Source organism: Vibrio coralliilyticus (genome assembly GCF_024449095.1).
In the GTDB taxonomy this organism is placed as follows: domain Bacteria; phylum Pseudomonadota; class Gammaproteobacteria; order Enterobacterales; family Vibrionaceae; genus Vibrio; species Vibrio coralliilyticus_A.
This window is the reverse complement of record NZ_CP024627.1, coordinates 2,985,063-3,005,148: the sequence shown is the minus strand read 5'-3', so window position 1 is coordinate 3,005,148 and position 20,086 is coordinate 2,985,063. Positions and strand designations below refer to the sequence as shown.

At 46.9% G+C, this 20,086-nt stretch carries 22 protein-coding genes; 17 read left to right on the top strand and 5 right to left on the bottom strand.

Going from position 1 to position 20,086, the window contains the following annotated elements; genetic code table 11:
• Positions 1-72: 72 nt before the first annotated feature.
• Genes CTT30_RS14190 through CTT30_RS14175 form a run of 4 tightly spaced genes read right to left on the bottom strand, consistent with a single transcriptional unit; the run spans position 73 to position 3,715 of the window.
• Positions 73-291 carry a YheU family protein gene (locus CTT30_RS14190; protein ID WP_252035451.1) on the bottom strand — a complete coding sequence of 73 codons (219 nt, stop codon included), beginning with the start codon at positions 289-291 and terminating at the stop codon, positions 73-75.
• A gap of 39 nt (positions 292-330) precedes the next feature.
• On the bottom strand, positions 331-1,308 hold the full coding sequence (locus tag CTT30_RS14185) for a hydrolase (protein ID WP_252035450.1): 978 nt from the start codon (positions 1,306-1,308) through the stop codon (positions 331-333).
• Positions 1,309-1,319: 11 nt separating this feature from the next.
• Positions 1,320-1,796 (bottom strand): TIGR02444 family protein, encoded by a 477-nt coding sequence (locus tag CTT30_RS14180; protein ID WP_038513779.1) that lies wholly within the window; start codon positions 1,794-1,796, stop codon positions 1,320-1,322.
• Positions 1,796-3,715, bottom strand: a complete 1,920-nt coding sequence (locus tag CTT30_RS14175; protein WP_252035449.1) for an ABC transporter ATP-binding protein — start codon at positions 3,713-3,715, stop codon at positions 1,796-1,798. The genes CTT30_RS14180 and CTT30_RS14175 overlap by 1 nt, the downstream gene beginning before the upstream one ends.
• Before the next feature lie 166 nt (positions 3,716-3,881).
• Between CTT30_RS14175 and kefG the strand changes: the two genes are divergently transcribed.
• The 7 genes from kefG to motX all read left to right on the top strand — a co-directional run bounded on the left by kefG (position 3,882) and on the right by motX (position 10,609).
• On the top strand, positions 3,882-4,475 hold the full coding sequence (gene kefG / locus CTT30_RS14170; RefSeq protein WP_239838651.1) for a glutathione-regulated potassium-efflux system ancillary protein KefG: 594 nt from the start codon (positions 3,882-3,884) through the stop codon (positions 4,473-4,475).
• A complete protein-coding gene (gene kefB, locus CTT30_RS14165; RefSeq protein ID WP_252035448.1) occupies positions 4,465-6,261 on the top strand; it encodes a glutathione-regulated potassium-efflux system protein KefB in 1,797 nt (598 codons plus the stop codon). Before kefG ends, kefB begins: the two co-directional genes overlap by 11 nt.
• Positions 6,262-6,324: 63 nt before the next feature.
• The gene (locus CTT30_RS14160; RefSeq protein ID WP_252035447.1) at positions 6,325-6,519 is read left to right on the top strand and encodes a YheV family putative zinc ribbon protein; all 195 of its coding nucleotides are present in this window, start codon (positions 6,325-6,327) and stop codon (positions 6,517-6,519) included.
• Positions 6,520-6,615: 96 nt separating this feature from the next.
• Positions 6,616-7,182 carry a peptidylprolyl isomerase gene (gene slyD, locus CTT30_RS14155; RefSeq protein WP_239838654.1) on the top strand — a complete coding sequence of 189 codons (567 nt, stop codon included), beginning with the start codon at positions 6,616-6,618 and terminating at the stop codon, positions 7,180-7,182.
• A gap of 125 nt (positions 7,183-7,307) precedes the next feature.
• Positions 7,308-8,249, top strand: coding sequence for an isoaspartyl peptidase/L-asparaginase family protein (locus CTT30_RS14150; RefSeq protein ID WP_252035446.1), 942 nt, complete (start codon positions 7,308-7,310; stop codon positions 8,247-8,249).
• 133 nt (positions 8,250-8,382) lie between these two features.
• Positions 8,383-9,699 (top strand): adenylosuccinate synthase, encoded by a 1,317-nt coding sequence (locus tag CTT30_RS14145; RefSeq protein WP_239870374.1) that lies wholly within the window; start codon positions 8,383-8,385, stop codon positions 9,697-9,699.
• A 271-nt stretch (positions 9,700-9,970) separates the two neighbouring features.
• Complete coding sequence (motX, locus tag CTT30_RS14140) at positions 9,971-10,609, top strand: flagellar protein MotX (RefSeq protein WP_239838657.1); 639 nt, start codon at positions 9,971-9,973, stop codon at positions 10,607-10,609.
• 85 nt (positions 10,610-10,694) lie between these two features.
• On the opposite strand, the gene CTT30_RS14135 is transcribed toward motX, so the two are convergent.
• On the bottom strand, positions 10,695-12,098 hold the full coding sequence (locus CTT30_RS14135) for an amidohydrolase (protein WP_239838658.1): 1,404 nt from the start codon (positions 12,096-12,098) through the stop codon (positions 10,695-10,697).
• A 253-nt stretch (positions 12,099-12,351) separates the two neighbouring features.
• Here CTT30_RS14135 and rnr point away from each other — a divergent pair, with 253 nt between their 5' ends.
• From rnr to rpsC, 10 genes are all read left to right on the top strand, one after another.
• Positions 12,352-14,808 (top strand): ribonuclease R, encoded by a 2,457-nt coding sequence (gene rnr / locus CTT30_RS14130; RefSeq protein ID WP_252035445.1) that lies wholly within the window; start codon positions 12,352-12,354, stop codon positions 14,806-14,808.
• A 12-nt stretch (positions 14,809-14,820) separates the two neighbouring features.
• A complete protein-coding gene (rlmB, locus tag CTT30_RS14125; RefSeq protein ID WP_239838660.1) occupies positions 14,821-15,558 on the top strand; it encodes a 23S rRNA (guanosine(2251)-2'-O)-methyltransferase RlmB in 738 nt (245 codons plus the stop codon).
• Positions 15,559-16,004: 446 nt separating this feature from the next.
• Positions 16,005-16,316: a 30S ribosomal protein S10 gene (rpsJ, locus tag CTT30_RS14120; RefSeq protein ID WP_001181007.1), complete on the top strand. Its 312-nt coding sequence runs from the start codon at positions 16,005-16,007 to the stop codon at positions 16,314-16,316.
• Between the two features lie 14 nt (positions 16,317-16,330).
• Positions 16,331-16,960: a 50S ribosomal protein L3 gene (gene rplC, locus CTT30_RS14115; RefSeq protein ID WP_006963219.1), complete on the top strand. Its 630-nt coding sequence runs from the start codon at positions 16,331-16,333 to the stop codon at positions 16,958-16,960.
• 17 nt (positions 16,961-16,977) lie between these two features.
• On the top strand, positions 16,978-17,580 hold the full coding sequence (gene rplD / locus CTT30_RS14110; protein ID WP_006963218.1) for a 50S ribosomal protein L4: 603 nt from the start codon (positions 16,978-16,980) through the stop codon (positions 17,578-17,580).
• A complete protein-coding gene (gene rplW, locus CTT30_RS14105) occupies positions 17,577-17,879 on the top strand; it encodes a 50S ribosomal protein L23 (RefSeq protein ID WP_093278415.1) in 303 nt (100 codons plus the stop codon). Before rplD ends, rplW begins: the two co-directional genes overlap by 4 nt.
• A gap of 16 nt (positions 17,880-17,895) precedes the next feature.
• Entirely contained in the window at positions 17,896-18,720 is an 825-nt protein-coding gene (rplB, locus tag CTT30_RS14100; protein ID WP_006963217.1) for a 50S ribosomal protein L2, read from the top strand.
• A gap of 21 nt (positions 18,721-18,741) precedes the next feature.
• Positions 18,742-19,020 (top strand): 30S ribosomal protein S19, encoded by a 279-nt coding sequence (gene rpsS, locus CTT30_RS14095; protein WP_004745876.1) that lies wholly within the window; start codon positions 18,742-18,744, stop codon positions 19,018-19,020.
• Positions 19,021-19,030: 10 nt separating this feature from the next.
• On the top strand, positions 19,031-19,363 hold the full coding sequence (gene rplV / locus CTT30_RS14090) for a 50S ribosomal protein L22 (RefSeq protein ID WP_006963216.1): 333 nt from the start codon (positions 19,031-19,033) through the stop codon (positions 19,361-19,363).
• 19 nt (positions 19,364-19,382) lie between these two features.
• Positions 19,383-20,081, top strand: coding sequence for a 30S ribosomal protein S3 (rpsC, locus tag CTT30_RS14085; RefSeq protein WP_252035444.1), 699 nt, complete (start codon positions 19,383-19,385; stop codon positions 20,079-20,081).
• Positions 20,082-20,086 lie beyond the last annotated feature (5 nt).

Below are 20,086 nucleotides of genomic sequence, written 5' to 3'. Positions count from 1 at the left end.
GTCTGTAAATAACTGTCCCTTGTTGCATGCCACTATAACACGCTTTAATGGGAAGAGACTGTATGCTGTGTTTTAAAAAGAAAACTTTTGTTTGAGCTGAATGTCGACGGTCTCGTGAAGCTCAGAAAAAACCACAACAGCTTCACCTGCTTCGAGCTGGTTTTTGATTTGATCGATTTTGTCTTGCAGGGAAATTTCTAGTTCGCCGTAGTCTGTGCCTTCACGCAGGACGAATTCACGAATCAGGTTGTCCAGTGTGTCTGGGTCAATTTGTTGCCATGGAACGATCATAAATACCTCTGTCTTTTATGCTCGAAAAGTTGACGGCTATTATCCAGAAACCACCAGACTTTGGTAGTAGGCTGGTAACGCTTCTTCTAGCCAGAACCTCGGTTTGAGTGCGCTGCCGGTTAAAAAGCCCACATGACCACCTTGTTCGAACAAGCGGTAGTCAATGTTATCTGGTAAAACGAATTTTGGTATAACGGCATCTGTCATAAAAGGGTCGTCTTTGGCATGAATGATTTGTGTCGGTATGCGAATGTCTTTGAGTCGATGAATACCGGAGCACCTCTGATAGTAATCCTGTGCGTCTTTAAAGCCATGTAAAGGAGCGGTAATCAAATCATCAAATTCAAACAGTTTGGTGACTCGCTTTATGCTTTGGTAAGAGACATTGAGCTCGCCTTTAATTAGGTGATGTTTACGCAGAGCATTTTTCTTCAAAGATGAGAGCAGGTACGTTTTATACACCTTGGAGAATCCTTTCTCGATGCGCTCTGAACAGGCCGATAGATCGAGTGGTGCCGAGACGATGGTCGCCGCAGAAAGTAGTGGCTCTTGATTGTATTGCGCCAGATAGTTAGCCAGCATGTTGCCACCAAGAGAAATCCCTACCGCGACTTTGGTTTGATTTGGTAGTTGTTGATTTAGCTGCTCAAGGAACAAGCGTGCGTCTTCTACTTCCCCCGAATGATAGGCTCGCGCACGGTGGTTCGGTTTGCCGCTGCAGCCGCGAAAATGCATCATCACAGACAGCCAGCCATGTTGAGAAAATGCGTGCATCAGGCCATTGGCATAAGGGCTGTAAAAGCAGCCTTCTAGCCCATGAAACAAGACAAAAACAGGTTTTTTCTTAGCTTGCTCAGTTTGCCAGTCTTCACTCCAAGCTAGATCGAGAAAATCACCATCCGGAGTATTCAGGGTCTGCCAAAGCGGTTCAAACAGTGCTTTCTTACGAATGAAACGTGGTGCCAGAGTTTGCAGATGCGGATTGGCTAATCCTTTGGCAGCAATAAATTGAGTCATAAGAACGCCTATCAGTGGGTAAGGTCATCGATGGAATGGGCAAAAACATCGTGCAAATGTTCTCCGCCAAGCTGACGACAATATCTCAACGTCAGCGGTTCAGCTTGGTTAGTCTGAAGTTCTATACTGTTGATGCAATCGACCAGATCAGACTGTTGTTGCTTTTCAAGTTGCAATTCGAATTGCAAGGATTCTCTGTAGAGGGTGTCTGGGACGTGGGATTTGAGTTTACGACGTAGGTCTCGATAGCTGTGTAACAGGGTTTCTGAACGACCTAGACACTCTTCGACTTTGTGCCAGTCTTCATCGAGAAAGGCAGCCTGCTGCTCATCAAGCCATTTCAGCAGCAACAGCAGGTTTACATTGCCTTTGAACTGGTTTTGTAAATTGAGGCACGCATCTTTCACTTCTCGAACACTGTAATATTGCAGGCTGAACTGCCATAAGCGTTCTAGGGTTAGCGAAACTGATACGTGCTTTGAGCTCATTAACCGTTAAACTCCTGTTCCATCTGCTCCAGCTCCTCCTGCAGTGCCATCCATTCCATTTCGACCTCTTCCAGCTCTGCTTTAGCCTGACTCTGAGCGGTTAATACCTGATTAAGTTTAGCTTTATTTTCCGCTTCATACAGTGAGTTATCAGATAATTGCGTTTCTGCTTCCGCTAATTGATTACCTAGGGTCTCCATCTTAGCTTCAAGCTTGGTGAGTGTTTTGCGTACAGGTGCCGTCTGTTTACGGAATTCTGCTTCACGACGTTTCTGCTCTTTCTTGGCGGCAGCACTGTTGGTAGCGCTCTTGTCTGGTTGCGCAGATTGTGCTTCGCGGCGTTCAGCTTTCTGCTGCTCTGTCAGCCACTTGTAGTAATCATTGAGATCGCCATCAAATGGTGCGACCTGACGATCATGCACCAAATAGAGGTCATCAGTGGTCGCACGCAGCAAATAACGGTCATGCGAGACAATTACCATTGCGCCTTCGAATGTTTGTAGAGCAAGCGTCAGAGCTTGGCGCATATCCAAGTCCAAGTGGTTGGTGGGTTCGTCGAGCAGCAGCAAGTTGGGTTTTTGCCACACAATCAACGCCAACACGAGGCGAGCTTTCTCGCCCCCAGAGAAAGGAGCCACTTTTTCTAACGCTTTGTCACCTTGGAATCCAAAGCTACCCAGATAGTTGCGCAGCTCAAGTTCGTTCTTGTCGGGCGCAATTTGCATCATGTGCTGAAGAGGCGTTTCTTCAGGGTGTAAAGTTTCTAGCTGGTGCTGAGCAAAGTAACCGATTTTAACGCCTTGCGAGTAAGTCAGCTCGCCACCTTGTGGGTTCAACTCACGGGAAAGCAGTTTGATCAGAGTTGATTTACCTGCGCCGTTACGTCCGAGTAGGCCTATACGGCTGCCGGGAACCAGATTGAGGCGGATTTTCTCTAAGATCAGGTTGTCTCCATAACCTGCAGAGACCTCATCCATCATAATGATTGGGTTGGGTAACGCATCGGGATCACGAAACTCAAAGCTGAATGGGTTATCAAATTGCGCAGGCAGCACTTTTTCCATGCGATCCAATGCCTTGATGCGGCTTTGTGCTTGACGGGCTTTCGAGGCTTTATAACGGAAACGGTCGATATACTTCTGCATATGCGCCATTTGCTTCTGCTGTTTCTGAAATTGCGCTTGTTGCAGGAGCAGTTTCTGGGCGCGCTGATCTTCAAACGAGGAGTAGTTGCCGGTGTACTCATTCATCTGCTCATTTTCGATATGAATAATACGGCCAACGATAGGATCGAGAAAATCACGGTCGTGCGAGATAAGGACGAGTGTACCTGGGTAGTTTTGCAACCACCTTTCTAACCACATCACGGCATCCAGATCTAAGTGGTTGGTTGGCTCATCGAGTAGCAGTAGGTCTGAGCGGCATAGTAGGGCTTGGGCAAGGTTGAGACGCATACGCCATCCGCCTGAGAACTGTGTCAGGTTCCAATTCATCTGGTCTTGGCTAAAGCCTAAACCATCAAGCAATTCAGCCGCACGAGCGCGGATGCTGTATCCGCCAATGGTCTCAATCTTTCCATGCAGTTCAGCAACCAGAGTACCATTGTCCGCTTGTTCGGCTTGAAGAAGCTGAGCTTCTAACGCTCGGTATTCACGATCACCATCAATGACGTATTCCAGTGCCGGACGCTCTAGTGCAGGTGTTTCCTGCGCAACCCAAGCGAGCTCCCAATGTAAAGGTTTACTGAAGTTACCGGCATCAATTGACAACTCATCTTTAATTAAGGCAAACAGTGTCGACTTGCCACAGCCATTTTTACCGACTAGGCCGACCTTGTCGCCAGGGTGAATCGTTGCTGAGGTTTGATCCAATAATGGTTTGCCGCCACGCAGTAACTGGATGTCAGAAAAGGTAATCATAATCTTGTGCTTATTCTTGCTCGTGTCGCGTCGAATAGTAGGGGGAATGAGATAAAATGTCGATCATTGCGTTATGCTTAACAACAACGTATAACAAACTGATAACGATAAAATTGTACCTAAGCCCAGCTTAGGCATTGAAAACAAAAGGATGGCTGCTTACGGAATGGCTGTAAACGATTTAAATATTGAGTCACCTGAAAAACCGAAAGTGCTGGTGATTTATGCTCACCCTGAATCGCAAAGCTCTGTCGCAAACCAAGTGATGATCAAGAAGATAACCGCGCTTGATCACGTTACTGTGCATGATCTCTATGCCTATTACCCTGACTTTTTTATTGATGTGGACGCGGAGCAGCAGCGTTTGCTTGATCACGATGTGATCGTCTTTCAGCACCCTCTATACATGTATTCTTGTCCTGCGTTACTCAAAGAGTGGATGGATCGAGTGTTGGGTAAAGGGTTTGCTTACGGTAAAGGTGAGGAATTAAAAGGGAAATATTGGCGCAGTGTCATCACCACGGGCGGTAATGAAGAGGCGTTTGGTAGTGAAGGCTACAACAAGTACCCGTTGTCAGAGATTCTTCAGCCATTTGAGTTAACAGCAGCCTTGTGTCAAATGGCATGGATTGAACCTCTGGTGCTTTACTGGGCACGCAATGTTTCAGATATGGATCGCTACCAGCACGCAGAGAAGTATCGCCAGTGGTTGCAAAATCCGATCATGACATCAACCTCGGGAGAAATTCATGGCACTTGAAAATGACTTTCTTCAGAGTAGCGTGATCTTTCTTACCGCAGCGGTCGTTGCAGTGCCATTAGCCCAACGCTTAGGTCTCGGTTCCGTGCTGGGTTATCTGCTGGCGGGCATTGCTATCGGTCCTTGGGGGTTGGGTCTGATTAGTGACGTTGAAGCGATTCTGCACTTCGCTGAATTTGGTGTCGTGTTACTACTGTTTTTGATCGGCTTAGAGCTGAACCCCAAAAAGTTGTTGCAGATGAAAGGGCCTATTCTTGGACTCGGCGGCGCCCAAGTTGTGATTACCACGGCGGTGTTGGCGAGCGTGACTAATCTCGCTGGGGTCAGCTGGCAAACCAGTTTAGTGATTGGTATGGGCTTAGCGTTGTCATCGACCGCGATTGCGCTGAAAGTGATTGAAGAGCAGGGCTTGGCAGGCAGTGAAGCGGGGCAGTCTGGGTTTGCTGTGTTGCTGTTTCAGGATATTGCGGTCATCCCCATGTTAGCAATTCTGCCTGTTCTGGCAGGAAACACCGCAGGGGACTGGCTCGATGCCATGTGGATGCTCGGCGGTGTAATCGGCCTTTTGGTCGGCGGCCATTTCTTATTGCGTCCCTTGTTCCGCTATGTGGTACTGAGTGGAGTTCGTGAACTATTTACCGTTGCAGCACTGCTGTTAGTTATCGGAATTGCACTGCTGATGCAGCAACTCGGCCTGTCTATGGCACTGGGTACTTTTCTTGCGGGTGTCCTCCTTGCAGAGAGTGAGTATCGTCATGAGCTGGAAATTGCCATCGAGCCGTTCAAAGGGCTACTGCTAGGTTTATTCTTTATTGCGGTCGGTATGGCGGTGAACTTAGGCTTGCTCGCACTGGAGCCATGGAATGTACTGATGGCGGTGTTTGGCTTAGTGGCTGTCAAGGCGGTCATTCTTTACTTCTTAGCCCGCTTGGCAGGCAGTAAACCCAAAGCTCGTAGTAAGATGGCGGCCATTCTTAGTCAGGGTGGTGAATTTGCCTTTGTTATCTTCACGGCAGCGAGTGCAGAAGGTTTGCTGGCGCAGGATCAAACCGCCTTCCTACTCGTGGTGGTAAGTTTGTCTATGGTCACCACTCCGTTATTATTGATGGTGCAAAGCAAGTGGTATGCCCGTGGTTTAAACTTTGATGAATCAGGGGCATTGCGCACCGATGTCGTTAACCGTGAACCAAGAGTGATTATTGCAGGATTTGGTCGTTTTGGTCAGATCGTTGGCCGACTGATGTACGCCAATAAAATTCGAGTGACGGTACTTGAAAGTGACGCCAGTCAGATCCAATTACTTAGAAAGTATGGTTACAAGGTATTTTATGGTGATGCCACGCAGCTAGACTTATTGCGTGCTGCTGGAGCGGATAAAGCGGAAGCTATGGTGATCTGTACCGACTCGCCGGATGAGATCATGAAGATCGTCGATTTGTGTCAGTACCATTTCCCGCATCTTAAATTACTGGCGCGGGCACGAAGTCGGGTTGAAGCCTATCAGCTTCTGAGCCACGGGGTAGATAACTACTCAAGAGAAACTTTCCTTGGGGCGTTGGACCTAGGCCGTCAAGCGTTAACCGAGCTCGGTATGCACCCATATCAGGCCAAGCGAGCCGAAGCACACTTTCGAAAATTAGATAATGCGATGCTGAAAGAATTACTGCCTCAGCATCATGAAGACAAGCAATTGGCCATGAGAGCCAAAGAAGCCCGAAAAGAACTGGAAGAAATCTTTGGTCGCGAGATGGAAAAAGATCAGCAATCAAAGAACTTCTGGGATTAAACCTAATCTTCCCAGATCAGGATGCATATTCTGTTTTGGAAGGTTTACGTTGTGGAATGAAAAATGAAAAAAAGATTTATCGCGGGAGCGAGCTGCCCTCAATGTTCCCAGCAAGATACGCTGCGCTGGTGGATAGAAAATAATATTGAGCTGGTAGAGTGTGTGGAATGTCATTATCAGGATCAGCGCAAACCGCAATCCGTAGAGAAAACTGAACACTCGCAACAAGAGATGATTGGTATTTTTAAGCCGGATTGATTGAGTTTCTGTGTTTGATCCCCATAATACCCTACATAGAAAATAGTTATTCGGAGCAAGCTACTTGCTCCGTTTCTTTATCTCCTTGGAGTCATTATGAAAATTGAAAAGAACGTAGTAGTAAGCCTTGCTTACCAGGTGAAACTGGAAGATGGCGCAGTGGTTGATCAGTCAACAGCAGAAGCACCACTTGACTACTTACACGGTAACAACAACCTGATCACAGGTCTTGAAACGGCACTAGAAGGTAAAGAAGCGGGCGCTAACTTCTCTGTAACTGTTTCTCCAGAAGAAGCTTACGGTGAGCACAACGACGCACTGGTTCAACGTGTACCAGCAAATGTTTTCCAAGGTGTTGACCAGATTGAAGTGGGTATGCGTTTCCTAGCGGATACTGACCAAGGTCCAATCCCAGTTGAAGTGACTGAGGTTGATGGTGACGAAGTTGTGGTGGATGGTAACCATATGCTTGCTGGTCAGACTCTAACTTTTGACGTTGAAGTTGTAGCGGTACGTGAAGCAACAGCAGAAGAAGTTGAGCACGGCCATGTTCACCAAGCTGGTGCACACGATCACGAAGGCGGTTGTTGTGGCGGCGACCATGACCACGCTGAAGAGAAGAAAGACGGCTGCTGTGGTGGCGGTAGCTGCGGTTCTCACTAACAGAGAAAAGACCACCTGAGTATTGTGCTCAGGTGTCGATTTTAAAGCGCAAGCTAAGTGATTAGCTTGCGCTTTTTGTTTATCTAAGGTGTGATGAGAGCAAAGCACACTCAAAGGAGTAGGACGTGAGTAAATCATTTTCAATCGCGATTCATGGCGGTGCGGGGACAATTTTACGTGAACAGATGAGTGACGAGTTAAAGGCGGACATTCTCAACGATTTAGAAAAGTCCGTTCGTTCTGGTCATGAGGTTCTTGCTCGTGGCGGTGATGCTATGGATGCCGTCGTTGCCGCAGTGAAGGTGCTGGAGGATTCGGTCAACTTTAATGCTGGTCGAGGCTCAGTGTTAACGCACAAGGAAATTGTTGAGATGGATGCCTCTGTCATGCACGGTAAAGACGCAAATGCAGGCGCAGTGGCTGGCGTGCGCCATATTCGTAACCCGATTGAGCTTGCTCGTGATGTGATGACAGACAGTAACCATGTGCTGTTGATCGGAGAAGGGGCCGAAGAGTTTGCCTTTGAGCAAGGCCATCAATACACCGAACAAGATTACTTCTTCACTGACCGACGCTATGACCAGTTGCAGTTGATGAAAGAGAAAGGCCTATTTGCCTTATCCGAGTCGAAATACCCGGATGACAAGAAATACGGCACAGTCGGCGCTGTTGCTCTAGACAAGCAAGGCAATTTAGCGGCAGCCACCAGTACTGGTGGTGTGACCAACAAAAAGTACGGTCGAGTGGGGGATTCTTCCATCATTGGCGCGGGTACGTTTGCCGAAAATGGTAACGTGGCGGTATCGACCACCGGAATGGGGGAGTACTTTATTCGCAAGACTGTCGCGAGTGATGTGGCCGCGCGAATGCGTTATCTCAAGGAAGATGTGCATACGGCCTGCGAGACGGTGATTCAAGGCGAGTTGAAGGCCATGGGAGGCGAAGGAGGTCTGATCGCCATTGATGGTGATGGACGTGTTCACTTTGCGATGAACAGCAGCGGCATGTACCGAGCGAGCATGGATGCGGATGGCAGCCTGCTAGTGAAGATTTATTCGGATGAGTAGAGTCAAAACGACCCCTAATAGTAGCACTAACAAAGGGTTAGTGCTTCATTACACTTCTATGATTAAAAAATGACTGCAAGAAGTGTGATTCAGTGCTAGAATCCATTTTTAACTAGCAATCAGACTTGGAAAGATGGGAAATAACGTAGTCGTTCTGGGCACCCAATGGGGTGACGAAGGTAAAGGTAAAATCGTAGACCTTTTAACTGAAGATGCAAAATACGTGGTTCGCTACCAAGGCGGTCACAACGCAGGTCACACTCTAGTCATTGACGGTGAAAAAACCGTTCTTCACTTAATTCCATCAGGTATTCTTCGCGATAACGTAAAATGTGTTATCGGTAATGGCGTAGTACTTTCGCCAGAAGCTCTCCTTAAAGAAATGAAGCCTCTTGAAGAGCGCGGTATTCCAGTACGCGAGCGTCTTTTCGTGTCTGAAGCTTGTCCTCTAATTCTTCCTTACCACATCGCTATCGACAACGCGCGTGAAATCGCTCGTGGCGCGAAAGCTATTGGTACAACAGGTCGCGGTATTGGTCCTGCTTACGAAGACAAAGTCGCTCGTCGTGGTCTACGCGTTGGTGACCTGTTCGATAAAGAGATGTTTGCCGAGAAGCTAAAAGAAGTGATGGCTTTCCATAACTTCCAGCTAGAGCACTTCTACAAAGCGGAAACAGTGAGCTACGAAGAAGTCCTTGAGCAATGCATGAGCTACGCAGATCTTCTTACTTCAATGGTTATTGACGTCACTGACGAACTAGACGCAGCACGTAAGCGCGGCGACAAGATTATGTTCGAAGGCGCTCAAGGTACGCTACTTGATATCGACCACGGTACTTACCCATACGTAACGTCTTCTAACACGACGGCTGGTGGTGTTGCTGCGGGTTCTGGTTTCGGTCCTCGTCACATCGGTTACATCCTTGGTATTACTAAGGCTTACTGTACTCGTGTTGGTTCAGGTCCATTCCCAACTGAGCTTTACGATGGTCAAGACAAGCAAGACCCAGTAGGTAAGCACCTAGGTGATGTCGGTCATGAGTTTGGCGCAACAACGGGTCGTCTACGTCGTACAGGTTGGTTCGATGCAGTGGCAATGCGCCGCGCAATCCAAATCAACTCGCTAACAGGTATGTGCCTAACTAAGCTAGACGTTCTTGATGGTCTGAAAGAGATCAAGATCTGTACTGGTTACAAGATGAAAGATGGCTCTATCCTAGAAGTTTCTCCAATGGCTGCAGAGTCATTCGAAGAAGCAACGCCAATCTACGAAACTATGCCAGGTTGGTCTGAGACAACCTTTGGTGCTAAATCTTTAGAGGCGCTTCCACAAGCAGCTCTGGATTACATCAAGCGTATTGAAGAACTTACGGGTGTTCCGGTAGACATTATCTCTACAGGTCCAGACCGTAATGAGACAATCATCAAGGTTCATCCTTACAAAGCTTAATTCTGTTCGCTTTCAGTGATTTAAAAACCAGCGTGGAAACGCTGGTTTTTTTGTGCTCAATATTTATGCATTATCTATACTGACAGTGGCAAGTTTTTGCCAGTTTTCGGCAATTTTGATTAAAGAGTTAGCAGTCATTGCCGATACAGGTATCAAGATTGCCGTTTGTACGGTTAATCCTCAATATACAGGTTGCTAAGAACCCAGCTTGTATTGCCTGTCGTGGTGAGTAGACAGGTGGAGACATTATCGAAGTCAAAGAGTGCAGACAATGAAGCTAAGAAAGTTAGCTGCTTCGATGGTATTTTTGTTTGGGGCCTCCATGGCTAATGCCAATGAACTTACTGAGATTGGTGAGCCGATTCCCATCTATACCGAAGCTGAACTGATAAAACTGATCAACGAAAATAAACATTTAGAGCAGGTCAAAGCAGACAGTTGCCAATTGGTTGAAGACATTGTTGCTCGTGCAACGAGGATCAGCCTGCCATCGTACGAATTTTTGTATGGGGATATGTTAGCGTGGGGTGTCTGTGTCGAGCAGGATGTCGAACTGGGCTTGTACTATATGGAAAATGCAGCGCATCAGGGCTTGCCAGCAGCACTGGAACAGCTCGGGCGTTATTATTCGCGCGGTACCTTAGTTCAGCAGGACAAAGAGCGTGCGATCCCCTATTTGCGTGAAGCGGCTGCAATGGGTAACCTTAAGGCACGTATTCACTTAGCGGAGCTGTTACTGCGTGACTATGGCAGTCCGCTGGATTACGAAGATGCCTATCGCTGGCTATACAACTCAGTGACAGCTGATCAGCGCACGCACAAACGTATTTCGATTCTGCGCCAAGGCTTAGAGCGGAGAATGCCACAAAATATTATTGCCAGAGCCAAAAAACGCGATACCTTCTGGTAACTCATCGACCTGACTGCACTCAGAGCGTGAATGAAAAGAAAATGCCCAGCACTTGCTGGGCATTGCTGCTTTAAGACAGGGGGGATTATTGTACGACTTCCCCTGATTCAATCACGGTCTCTCGTACGACTTCTGTAAACTCAAGCGCTTCTTTACGAATCGCTGCTTCATTTACGGTTAGCATCTTGCGATCTTCCATCAGAATTTTTCCGTCAACAATGGAATGGCGGACGTTGCCAGAATTTGCAGAATAAACCAATGCAGAGTATGGGTTGTATACGGGCACCATGTTTGGTGCTTTGGTATCGACAACGATGATATCCGCTAGCTTTCCTTCCTCTAGTGAGCCGATTTTGTCTTCCATATGCAGTGCTTTTGCTGCGCCCATGGTCGCCATATCGATCACTTTAATCGGTGGCATAGCAGCACGGTCTTTGTTAACCAGCTTATGCACTTTAGCGACCTGATTGAATTCATCAATGGTGCTTAGTGTGTTGCCAGACATTGGACCATCAGTGCCTAAACCAATACGAACGCCTTGATCGTACATCTTAAGCGCTGGTGATACGCCTTTCGCTGACTTAATGTTGGCACTCATGTTATGGGCAACGCCCATATCCGATTGCTTGACCAATTCAATGTCTTTGTCATCGACGAGAATCATATGTGCGCCAACTAAGTTTTTGTTGAGCGCGCCAATGCTATCCATGTACTCAACGGGAGACATTCCTTCAGCACGCTCAGCGATTTTTTCTTCTTCACGATGCGATTCTGCAAGGTGAATCATGACTGGAACATCCTTCTCCAGTGATAGTTTGGCAATCTTCTGCAGAGTTTCTGTTGTATTGGTGTAAGGTGCATGCGGGGCGAATGCGGGTGTAATGCGAGGGTGGTCTTTGTACTCTTCAATAAAGTTGAGCGCGTACTGAATACCTTCTTCTGCATTGGCTGCATCAGCAACTGGGAATTTAATCACTGTTTCGCCAAGAATGGCTCGCATGCCGATTTTATCGACAGTTTTAGCCACTTCGTCTTCAAAGTAGTACATGTCGGCATAAGTCGTCACGCCCCCTTTGACCATTTCGACGTTACCTAGGTTGGCACCAATGCGTACCATATCACGGGAGACGAGCTTAGCTTCAAGCGGGAAGATATAACGGTGTAGTCGGTCAGGAACATCGTCCGCTAGCGAACGAAAGACAGTCATTGATACGTGAGTGTGCGTGTTAATCAGGCCTGGCATCACGATATCACCATCAACATCGAGTGTTTTCTTAGCTTGGTATTGTGATTCAAGCGATTGGTCACCAACGGCCAAAATCTTATTATCTTTGATCACAACAGTGCCTTTTTCATACACCTGCTTGTCATGATTCATGGTTAATACCATCGCATCTGTGATCATCAGATCGACTTTCTCGGCGGCAGAAACGGATAAGGAACATAACCCTGCAACTGCAGCGGAAAGTAAAGTACGCTTAATACTCATAACGAAACCTAAATAAAATATAAACAGTAAAATTTGACTGGATAATAGAGTGAAATTTCACTTTTGCAATCGTTTGCTTTGTCATTTTCATCAAAGTGTGATCTTTGAATTTTGTTGTAAAAGATCGTGATCAAAGATGTTAACAGATGAAAACACAATAGAATTTGGCTTTTTAATCTATCTATCCTGTAGCTTAGTAAGTGAGTCGGATATACTAGCTTTAATTACCTTCCTTGTTTAATTAGGCGCGCCTATGTCAGAAAGCACACCAAACGATCCATTTGCAGCTCGTGAATCAGAAAATTATGAAAACCCTGTTCCAAGCCGGGAGTTCATTCTTGAGTTTCTCGCACAGGCGGGTGTTCCCTTGAATCGCAATGACTTGTTTGAAGCCCTACATTTAGAAGGCGAAGAGCAGTATGAAGGTTTACGTCGTAGACTGAGAGCGATGGAGCGTGATGGTCAATTGGTGTTTACGCGTCGTCAATGCTACGCCTTGCCGGAAAAGCTCGAAATGGTCAAAGGCTACGTGATTGGCCACAAGGACGGCCACGGTTGGGTTCGTCCAGAAGGCAGTGTTGGTAAAGATAATGACATAGTGCTGCCACATCATCAGATGAAGAACATCATTCATGGTGACTATGTACTGGTGCAACCAACGGACAACTCTAAGCGAGGGCGAAAGGAAGGGCGACTTGTTCGCGTTTTAGAAGAGCGAGCAACGCAGATTGTGGGACGTTTCTTCCTTGAGTATGGCTACTCATACGTTGTCCCTGATGATTCACGTATCAGCCAAGATATTCTGATTCCAAATGATCAGCGAGCCGGGGCTCGTATGGGGAACGTTGTGGTGATTGAAATCACTGACCGTGGCTCTCGCTCTCGCGGCATGATGGGAAAAGTCATTGAGGTGCTAGGTGAAAATATGGCACCGGGCATGGAAACGCAAATCGCAATCCGCACTCACCAAATTCCCCATGAGTGGCCTGAAGCTGTCGACAAGCAAATTGAGGGACTGGGTGAAGAGGTTCCAGAAGAGGCGAAACAAGGCCGTGTTGATCTTCGTGAGCTACCACTAGTGACTATCGATGGTGAAGACGCGCGTGATTTCGATGATGCAGTTTTCTGTCAGAAAAAGAAAAGTGGCGGTTGGCGCCTATGGGTGGCGATTGCCGATGTGAGTTATTATGTCCGCCCTGATAGCGCTTTAGATAAAGAAGCGATTAACCGCGGTAACTCGGTTTACTTCCCATCGCAAGTGGTGCCTATGCTTCCGGAAGTATTGTCTAACGGCTTATGTTCTCTTAACCCGCAAGTTGATCGCCTATGTATGGTGTGTGAGATGACCATTTCTGAGACGGGTAAGTTATCTGGCTATAAGCACTACGAAGCGGTGATGAACTCACATGCTCGTCTGACTTACAACAAGGTGAACGATATCCTTGAAGGAGATGAAGAGCTGCGTCAAAGATATGAGCCATTAGTTCCGCACTTGGAAGAGCTGCATAAGATGTACAAAGTGCTTAAGCACGCTCGAGATAATCGTGGCGCTATCGAGTTTGAAACGGTCGAAACTAAGTTCATCTTTAATGCTGAGCGTAAGATTGACAGCATCGAACCGGTAATCCGTAACGATGCGCATAAGATTATCGAAGAATGTATGATTCTTGCCAATATTGCTTCTGCTTCCTTGGTTGAAAAAGCAAAAGAGCCAGCACTATACCGCATTCACGAATCTCCGGGTGAGCTGAGATTACAAGGTTTCCGTGACTTCTTAGGCGAATTAGGTTTACATCTCAATGGTGGTTTAGAGCCTTCACCGACAGACTATGCAGATTTGGTCAAGCAGATTGGTGAACGTGCGGATAAAGAGTTGATTCAAACCATGTTGCTTCGCTCAATGAAGCAGGCGGTGTACAACGCCGATAACTGTGGTCACTTTGGTTTGGCATTAAAACGCTACGCGCACTTTACTTCCCCTATTCGCCGCTATCCGGACCTCTTGCTTCATCGGGCAATCAAATATCTGATTGCAAAAGAGAATGGCACGCTGAAAGATCGTTGGACACCTACAGGTGGCTTCCATTACTCCTTTGATGATATGGACTTCTATGGTGAGCAGTGTTCGATGACAGAGCGTCGTGCTGATGATGCGACGCGTGAAGTGTCTGACTGGCTTAAGTGTGAATATATGCAAGATCATGTCGGAGAAGAGCTGGATGGTGTTATAGCTAATGTCACCGGTTTTGGTTTCTTCGTGCGTCTGACAGAGTTACATATTGACGGGTTGGTGCATATTTCGACGCTTGCTAATGACTATTATCAATTTGACCCTATTGGCCAAAGACTTATTGGTGAAAGCTTTGGCGCTATTTATCGGCTTGGTGATGCCGTTAAAGTCAAAGTACTTTCCGTCAACCTTGATGATCGACAAATAGACTTTGAATTGATCGAAACAAATCGTAAGCTACGCGGCAAAGGAAAAACCGCTAAGAAGCGTGCTGCTGAGGCGCAGAAAAAAGCCAAAGCGAAAAAGAATGCGGCTGCGACTGGTCGACGTTCAGTAGATAAGGCCAAACCTTTGGTTGAACCAGCCAAACGCCCAGACGCAGGCCCCGAAGAAGGTAAAAAAGCCTCGAAGCAGTCAGATAAAGCACGTAAGAAAAAGCCACGTAATAAAGCTAAGAAAGCACGTAGCAAGAAACAGTAATCGGATAAAGTAATGAGTAACGAATTTATTTACGGGATTCACGCAGTAAAAGCGGTATTGGCAAAAGAGCCAGAGCGCTTTGTTGAAGCCTTTGTATTAAAAGGTCGTCAAGATGACCGTTTAATGCCAATCCTAAATGAGCTCCAGATGTGTGGCGTGTCGATTCAACAAATGACACGTAAGACTCTTGATGATAAAGCTCGTGGTGCTAACCACCAGGGCATTATGGCTAAGGTGAAGCCTGCCAAGCAATTAAATGAAAATGATCTCGATGACATCCTTGCCCAACACTCTGCACCATTATTGCTGGTATTGGATGGGGTCACCGATCCGCATAACCTAGGAGCGTGTTTACGAAATGCTGATGCGGCTGGTGTGGCAGCGGTGATCGTCCCTAAAGATAAATCAGCAAACATTAACGCGACAGTCAGCAAAGTTGCTTGTGGCGCAGCAGAAACGGTGCCTTTGGTTCGCGTAACCAACCTTGCGCGGACTATGCGTGCGTTGCAAGAGCAGGGGATCTGGTTTGTCGGTACGGCCGGTGAAGCGACACATGACATCTACCAAGCTAAGTTAACTGGGCCTCTTGCTATCGTCATGGGAGCAGAAGGTGATGGCATGCGTCGCCTGACACGTGAAACCTGTGATGACCTAATTAAAATCCCAATGGCAGGCAGTGTGTCGAGCTTGAACGTTTCTGTTGCTTCTGGAGTGTGTCTGTTTGAAGCGGTGCGTCAACGGCTCGTTTGACTTTACACACAGGACTACCTTCCTAATAACAAAACGCAGATCGGCTAGCTCCGTCTGCGTTTTTGCTTCTGAAATCCACCTTCATATCTGCTCTGGTTTATTTTTCAAACAAACCTTGCACATAAAATTGTGATCTGTATAATGCGTCGCACTGGTTAAGCCAGTTGTGAACCAATGAGCAATGAGGAGCGAGCAAATCAGATTGATTTGCAAGGTAATGTAAACTCAGCTTATGTTCGCGGTTAATACAATTAGCTATCTTTTCTTCGGAAAAACTATCCCCAAAGGTGACTTTGGCATGTAGGGGTGGTTAATCGAAAATTAACTGACAATGCGTCCTAATCTTGGATGCTACGGTTTCACATAAATCAATCGGCATTCTCTCGCTTTTGCGAGTTTGAGTGGCGATATTGTTTGTGTAATATTTAATTTTGGAGCTCTGTCTCATGCAGAACCAACGTATCCGTATCCGCCTAAAAGCTTTCGATTACAAACTGATCGATGCTTCAACAGCGGAAATCGTTGAAACAGCTAAGCGCACTGGCGCACAGGTTCGTGGTCCAATCCCACTACCTACTCGTAAAGAGCGTTTCACAGTTCTTATCTCTCCACACGTTAACAAAGATGCTCGTGATCAGTACGAAATCCGTACTCACAAACGTCTAATCGACATCGTTGAGCCAACAGACAAAACTGTTGATGCTCTGATGCGTCTAGACCTTGCAGCGGGCGTTGACGTACAAATTAGCCTAGGTTAAGGGAGATTAGAAGAATGATTGGTCTAATCGGTCGTAAAGTGGGCATGACCCGCGTATTTACTGAAGAAGGCGTTTCTATCCCAGTAACAGTTGTTGAGGTTGAAGCTAACCGTGTATCTCAAGTGCGTACACTTGAAACTGACGGCTACGCAGCAATCCAGGTAACTACTGGTGCTAAGAAAGCTAACCGTGTTTCTAAGCCAGAAGCTGGCCACTTTGCGAAAGCAGGTGTTGAAGCTGGTCGCGGTCTTTGGGAATTCCGTTTGGAAAACGGTGAAGAGTTTGAAGTTGGTGCTGAACTAACTGTTGAACTGTTCAACGAAACTAAGAAAGTAGACGTTACTGGTACATCTAAAGGTAAAGGCTTCCAAGGCGCTGTTAAGCGTTGGAACTTCTCTACTCAAGATATGACTCACGGTAACTCATTGTCTCACCGTGCTCCTGGTTCTATCGGTCAATGTCAGACTCCAGGTCGCGTATTTAAAGGCAAGAAAATGGCAGGTCACATGGGTGCTGAGCGTGTAACGACTCAAAACCTAGAGATCGTACGTGTTGACGCTGAGCGCAACCTGCTTCTTATTAAAGGTGCAGTCCCTGGCGCAACAGGCGGTAACGTGATCGTTAAACCAGCTGTTAAAGCATAACGTCTCAGGAGTAAGTAATGGAACTAATGGTTAAAGGTGCTGATGCACTAACTGTTTCCGAAACTACTTTCGGACGTGAGTTTAACGAAGCTCTTGTACACCAAGTAGTTGTTGCGTATGCAGCAGGTGCTCGTCAAGGTACTCGTGCTCAAAAAACACGTTCAGAAGTTGCAGGCGGTGGCGCTAAGCCATGGCGTCAAAAAGGTACTGGCCGTGCACGTGCTGGTACAATCCGTAGCCCAATCTGGCGTACAGGTGGTGTTACTTTTGCTGCGAAACCACAAGATCACAGCCAAAAAGTAAACAAAAAAATGTACCGTGGTGCTATGAAGAGCATTCTTTCTGAGCTTGTTCGTCAAGAGCGTCTAATCGTTGTTGATAACTTCTCAGTAGAAGCACCTAAAACTAAAGAGCTTGTAGCTAAGCTTAAAGAGCTTGAGCTAACTGACGCGCTTATCGTGACTAGCGAAGTAGACGAGAATCTATTCCTAGCTGCTCGTAACCTATACAAAGTTGACGCACGTGACGTTGCTGGTATCGACCCAGTATCGCTAATTGCGTTTGACAAGGTTGTAATTACTGCTGAAGCAGTTAAGCAAGTAGAGGAGATGCTAGCATGATCACTGAAGAGCGTATCCTAAAAGTTCTACGTGCACCGCACATCTCTGAAAAAGCAACCATGGCAGCTGAGAAAGCGAACACTATCGTTTTCAAAGTAGCTAAAGATGCTACTAAAAAAGAGATCAAAGCAGCTGTAGAAAAGCTATTTGAAGTTGAAGTTAAGTCTGTAAATACTCTTATTAATAAGGGTAAGACCAAACGTCAAGGTCTACGCCAAGGTCGCCGCAGCGACGTTAAGAAAGCGTACGTTACTTTGAAAGAAGGTCAAGATCTTGACTTCGTTGGCGGCGCGGAATAACAGGAGTAGTTGAGAAATGGCTATTGTTAAATGTAAGCCGACTTCCCCTGGTCGTCGTCACGTTGTTAAAGTTGTTAACGCTGACCTACACAAGGGCAAGCCATACGCACCTCTTCTAGAGAAAAACTCTAAGAACGGTGGTCGTAACAACAACGGTCGTATTACAGTACGTCACATCGGCGGAGGTCACAAGCACCACTACCGTGTCATTGACTTCAAACGTACTAAAGACGGTATCCCAGCGAAAGTTGAGCGTCTAGAATACGATCCAAACCGTAGCGCTAACATCGCTCTAGTTCTGTACGCAGACGGTGAGCGTCGTTACATCCTAGCACCTAAAGGTGTTCAAGCTGGTGATGCTATCCAGTCTGGTGCAGATGCACCAATCAAAGCTGGTAACGCACTTCCAATGCGTAACATCCCAGTAGGTTCAACTGTACACAACGTTGAACTTAAGCCTGGTAAAGGTGGTCAGCTAGCTCGTTCGGCTGGTGCATATGCTCAAATCGTTGCTCGCGACGGTGCATACGTAACTATCCGTCTACGTTCTGGCGAAATGCGCAAAGTACTTTCTGAAGGCCGTGCAACAATCGGTGAAGTTGGTAACTCTGAGCACATGCTACGTGAACTTGGTAAAGCTGGTGCTAGCCGCTGGCGTGGTGTTCGTCCAACCGTTCGTGGTGTTGTGATGAACCCAGTAGACCACCCACACGGTGGTGGTGAAGGCCGTACTTCTGGTGGTCGTCACCCAGTTTCACCATGGGGTCAGCCAACTAAAGGCTTCAAGACTCGTAAGAACAAACGCACCGACAAGTACATCGTACGTCGTCGTAACAAGTAATCTATATAAAGAGGAATCGCCATGCCACGTTCTCTCAAGAAAGGTCCATTTATTGACCTACACTTGCTGAAGAAGGTAGAGAAAGCGGTGGAAAGCGGAGACAAAAAGCCTATTAAGACTTGGTCCCGTCGTTCAATGATCATCCCTACGATGATCGGTTTGACCATCGCTGTCCATAATGGTCGTCAGCACGTACCAGTTTTCGTTACCGAAGAAATGATCGGTCACAAACTGGGTGAATTTGCACCAACTCGTACTTACCGCGGCCACGTCGTGGATAAGAAAGCTAAGAAGCGTTAAGGAGTAGATGATGGAAGCACTAGCTAAACATAACTTTGCTCGCATTTCGCCTCAGAAAGCTCGCTTAGTTGCGGATCAAATCCGTGGTAAATCAGTTGACCAAGCTCTAGAAATCCTAACTTTCAGCAACAAAAAAGCTGCTGACCTAGTTAAGAAAGTTCTTGAGTCAGCTATCGCGAACGCGGAGCACAACGAAGGTGCAGATATTGACGATCTAAGTGTCGCAAAGATCTTCGTAGATGAAGGCCCTATCATGAAGCGTATTATGCCTCGTGCTAAAGGTCGTGCGGATCGTATCTTGAAGCGTTCAAGCCACATCACTGTTGTTGTAGCAGATCGCTAAGAGACTAGGAGAGTAAGCAATGGGTCAGAAAGTACATCCAAATGGTATTCGTCTTGGCATCGTTAAGCCTTGGAATGCTACATGGTTTGCTAACACCAAAGATTTCGCTGACAACCTAGACGGCGACTTCAAGGTACGTCAGTTCCTTACAAGTGAACTGAAAAAAGCGTCTCTATCACGCATCGTTATCGAGCGTCCTGCTAAGAGCATCCGTGTGACTATTCACACTGCTCGTCCAGGCGTTGTTATCGGTAAGAAAGGTGAAGACGTTGAGAAGCTACGCGCAGCAGTAGCTAAAATTGCAGGTGTACCAGCGCAAATTAACATCGCTGAAGTACGTAAGCCTGAACTAGATGCGCAACTTGTTGGTGACAGCATCGCGTCTCAACTAGAGCGTCGTGTTATGTTCCGTCGTGCTATGAAGCGCGCGGTACAAAACGCAATGCGTCTAGGTGCTAAAGGCATCAAAGTAGAAGTAAGCGGTCGTCTAGGCGGCGCTGAAATTGCACGTTCTGAGTGGTACCGTGAAGGTCGTGTACCTCTACACACTCTACGTGCTGACATTGATTACGCAACTTCTTCGGCTCACACTCAATACGGTGTAATCGGCATTAAAGTTTGGATCTTCAAAGGTGAGATCCTAGGCGGTATGCCAGCAGTTAACGCTGTAGAGCCTAAAGGCGACAAGCCTAAGAAGCAGCGCAAAGGCCGTAAGTAAGGAGT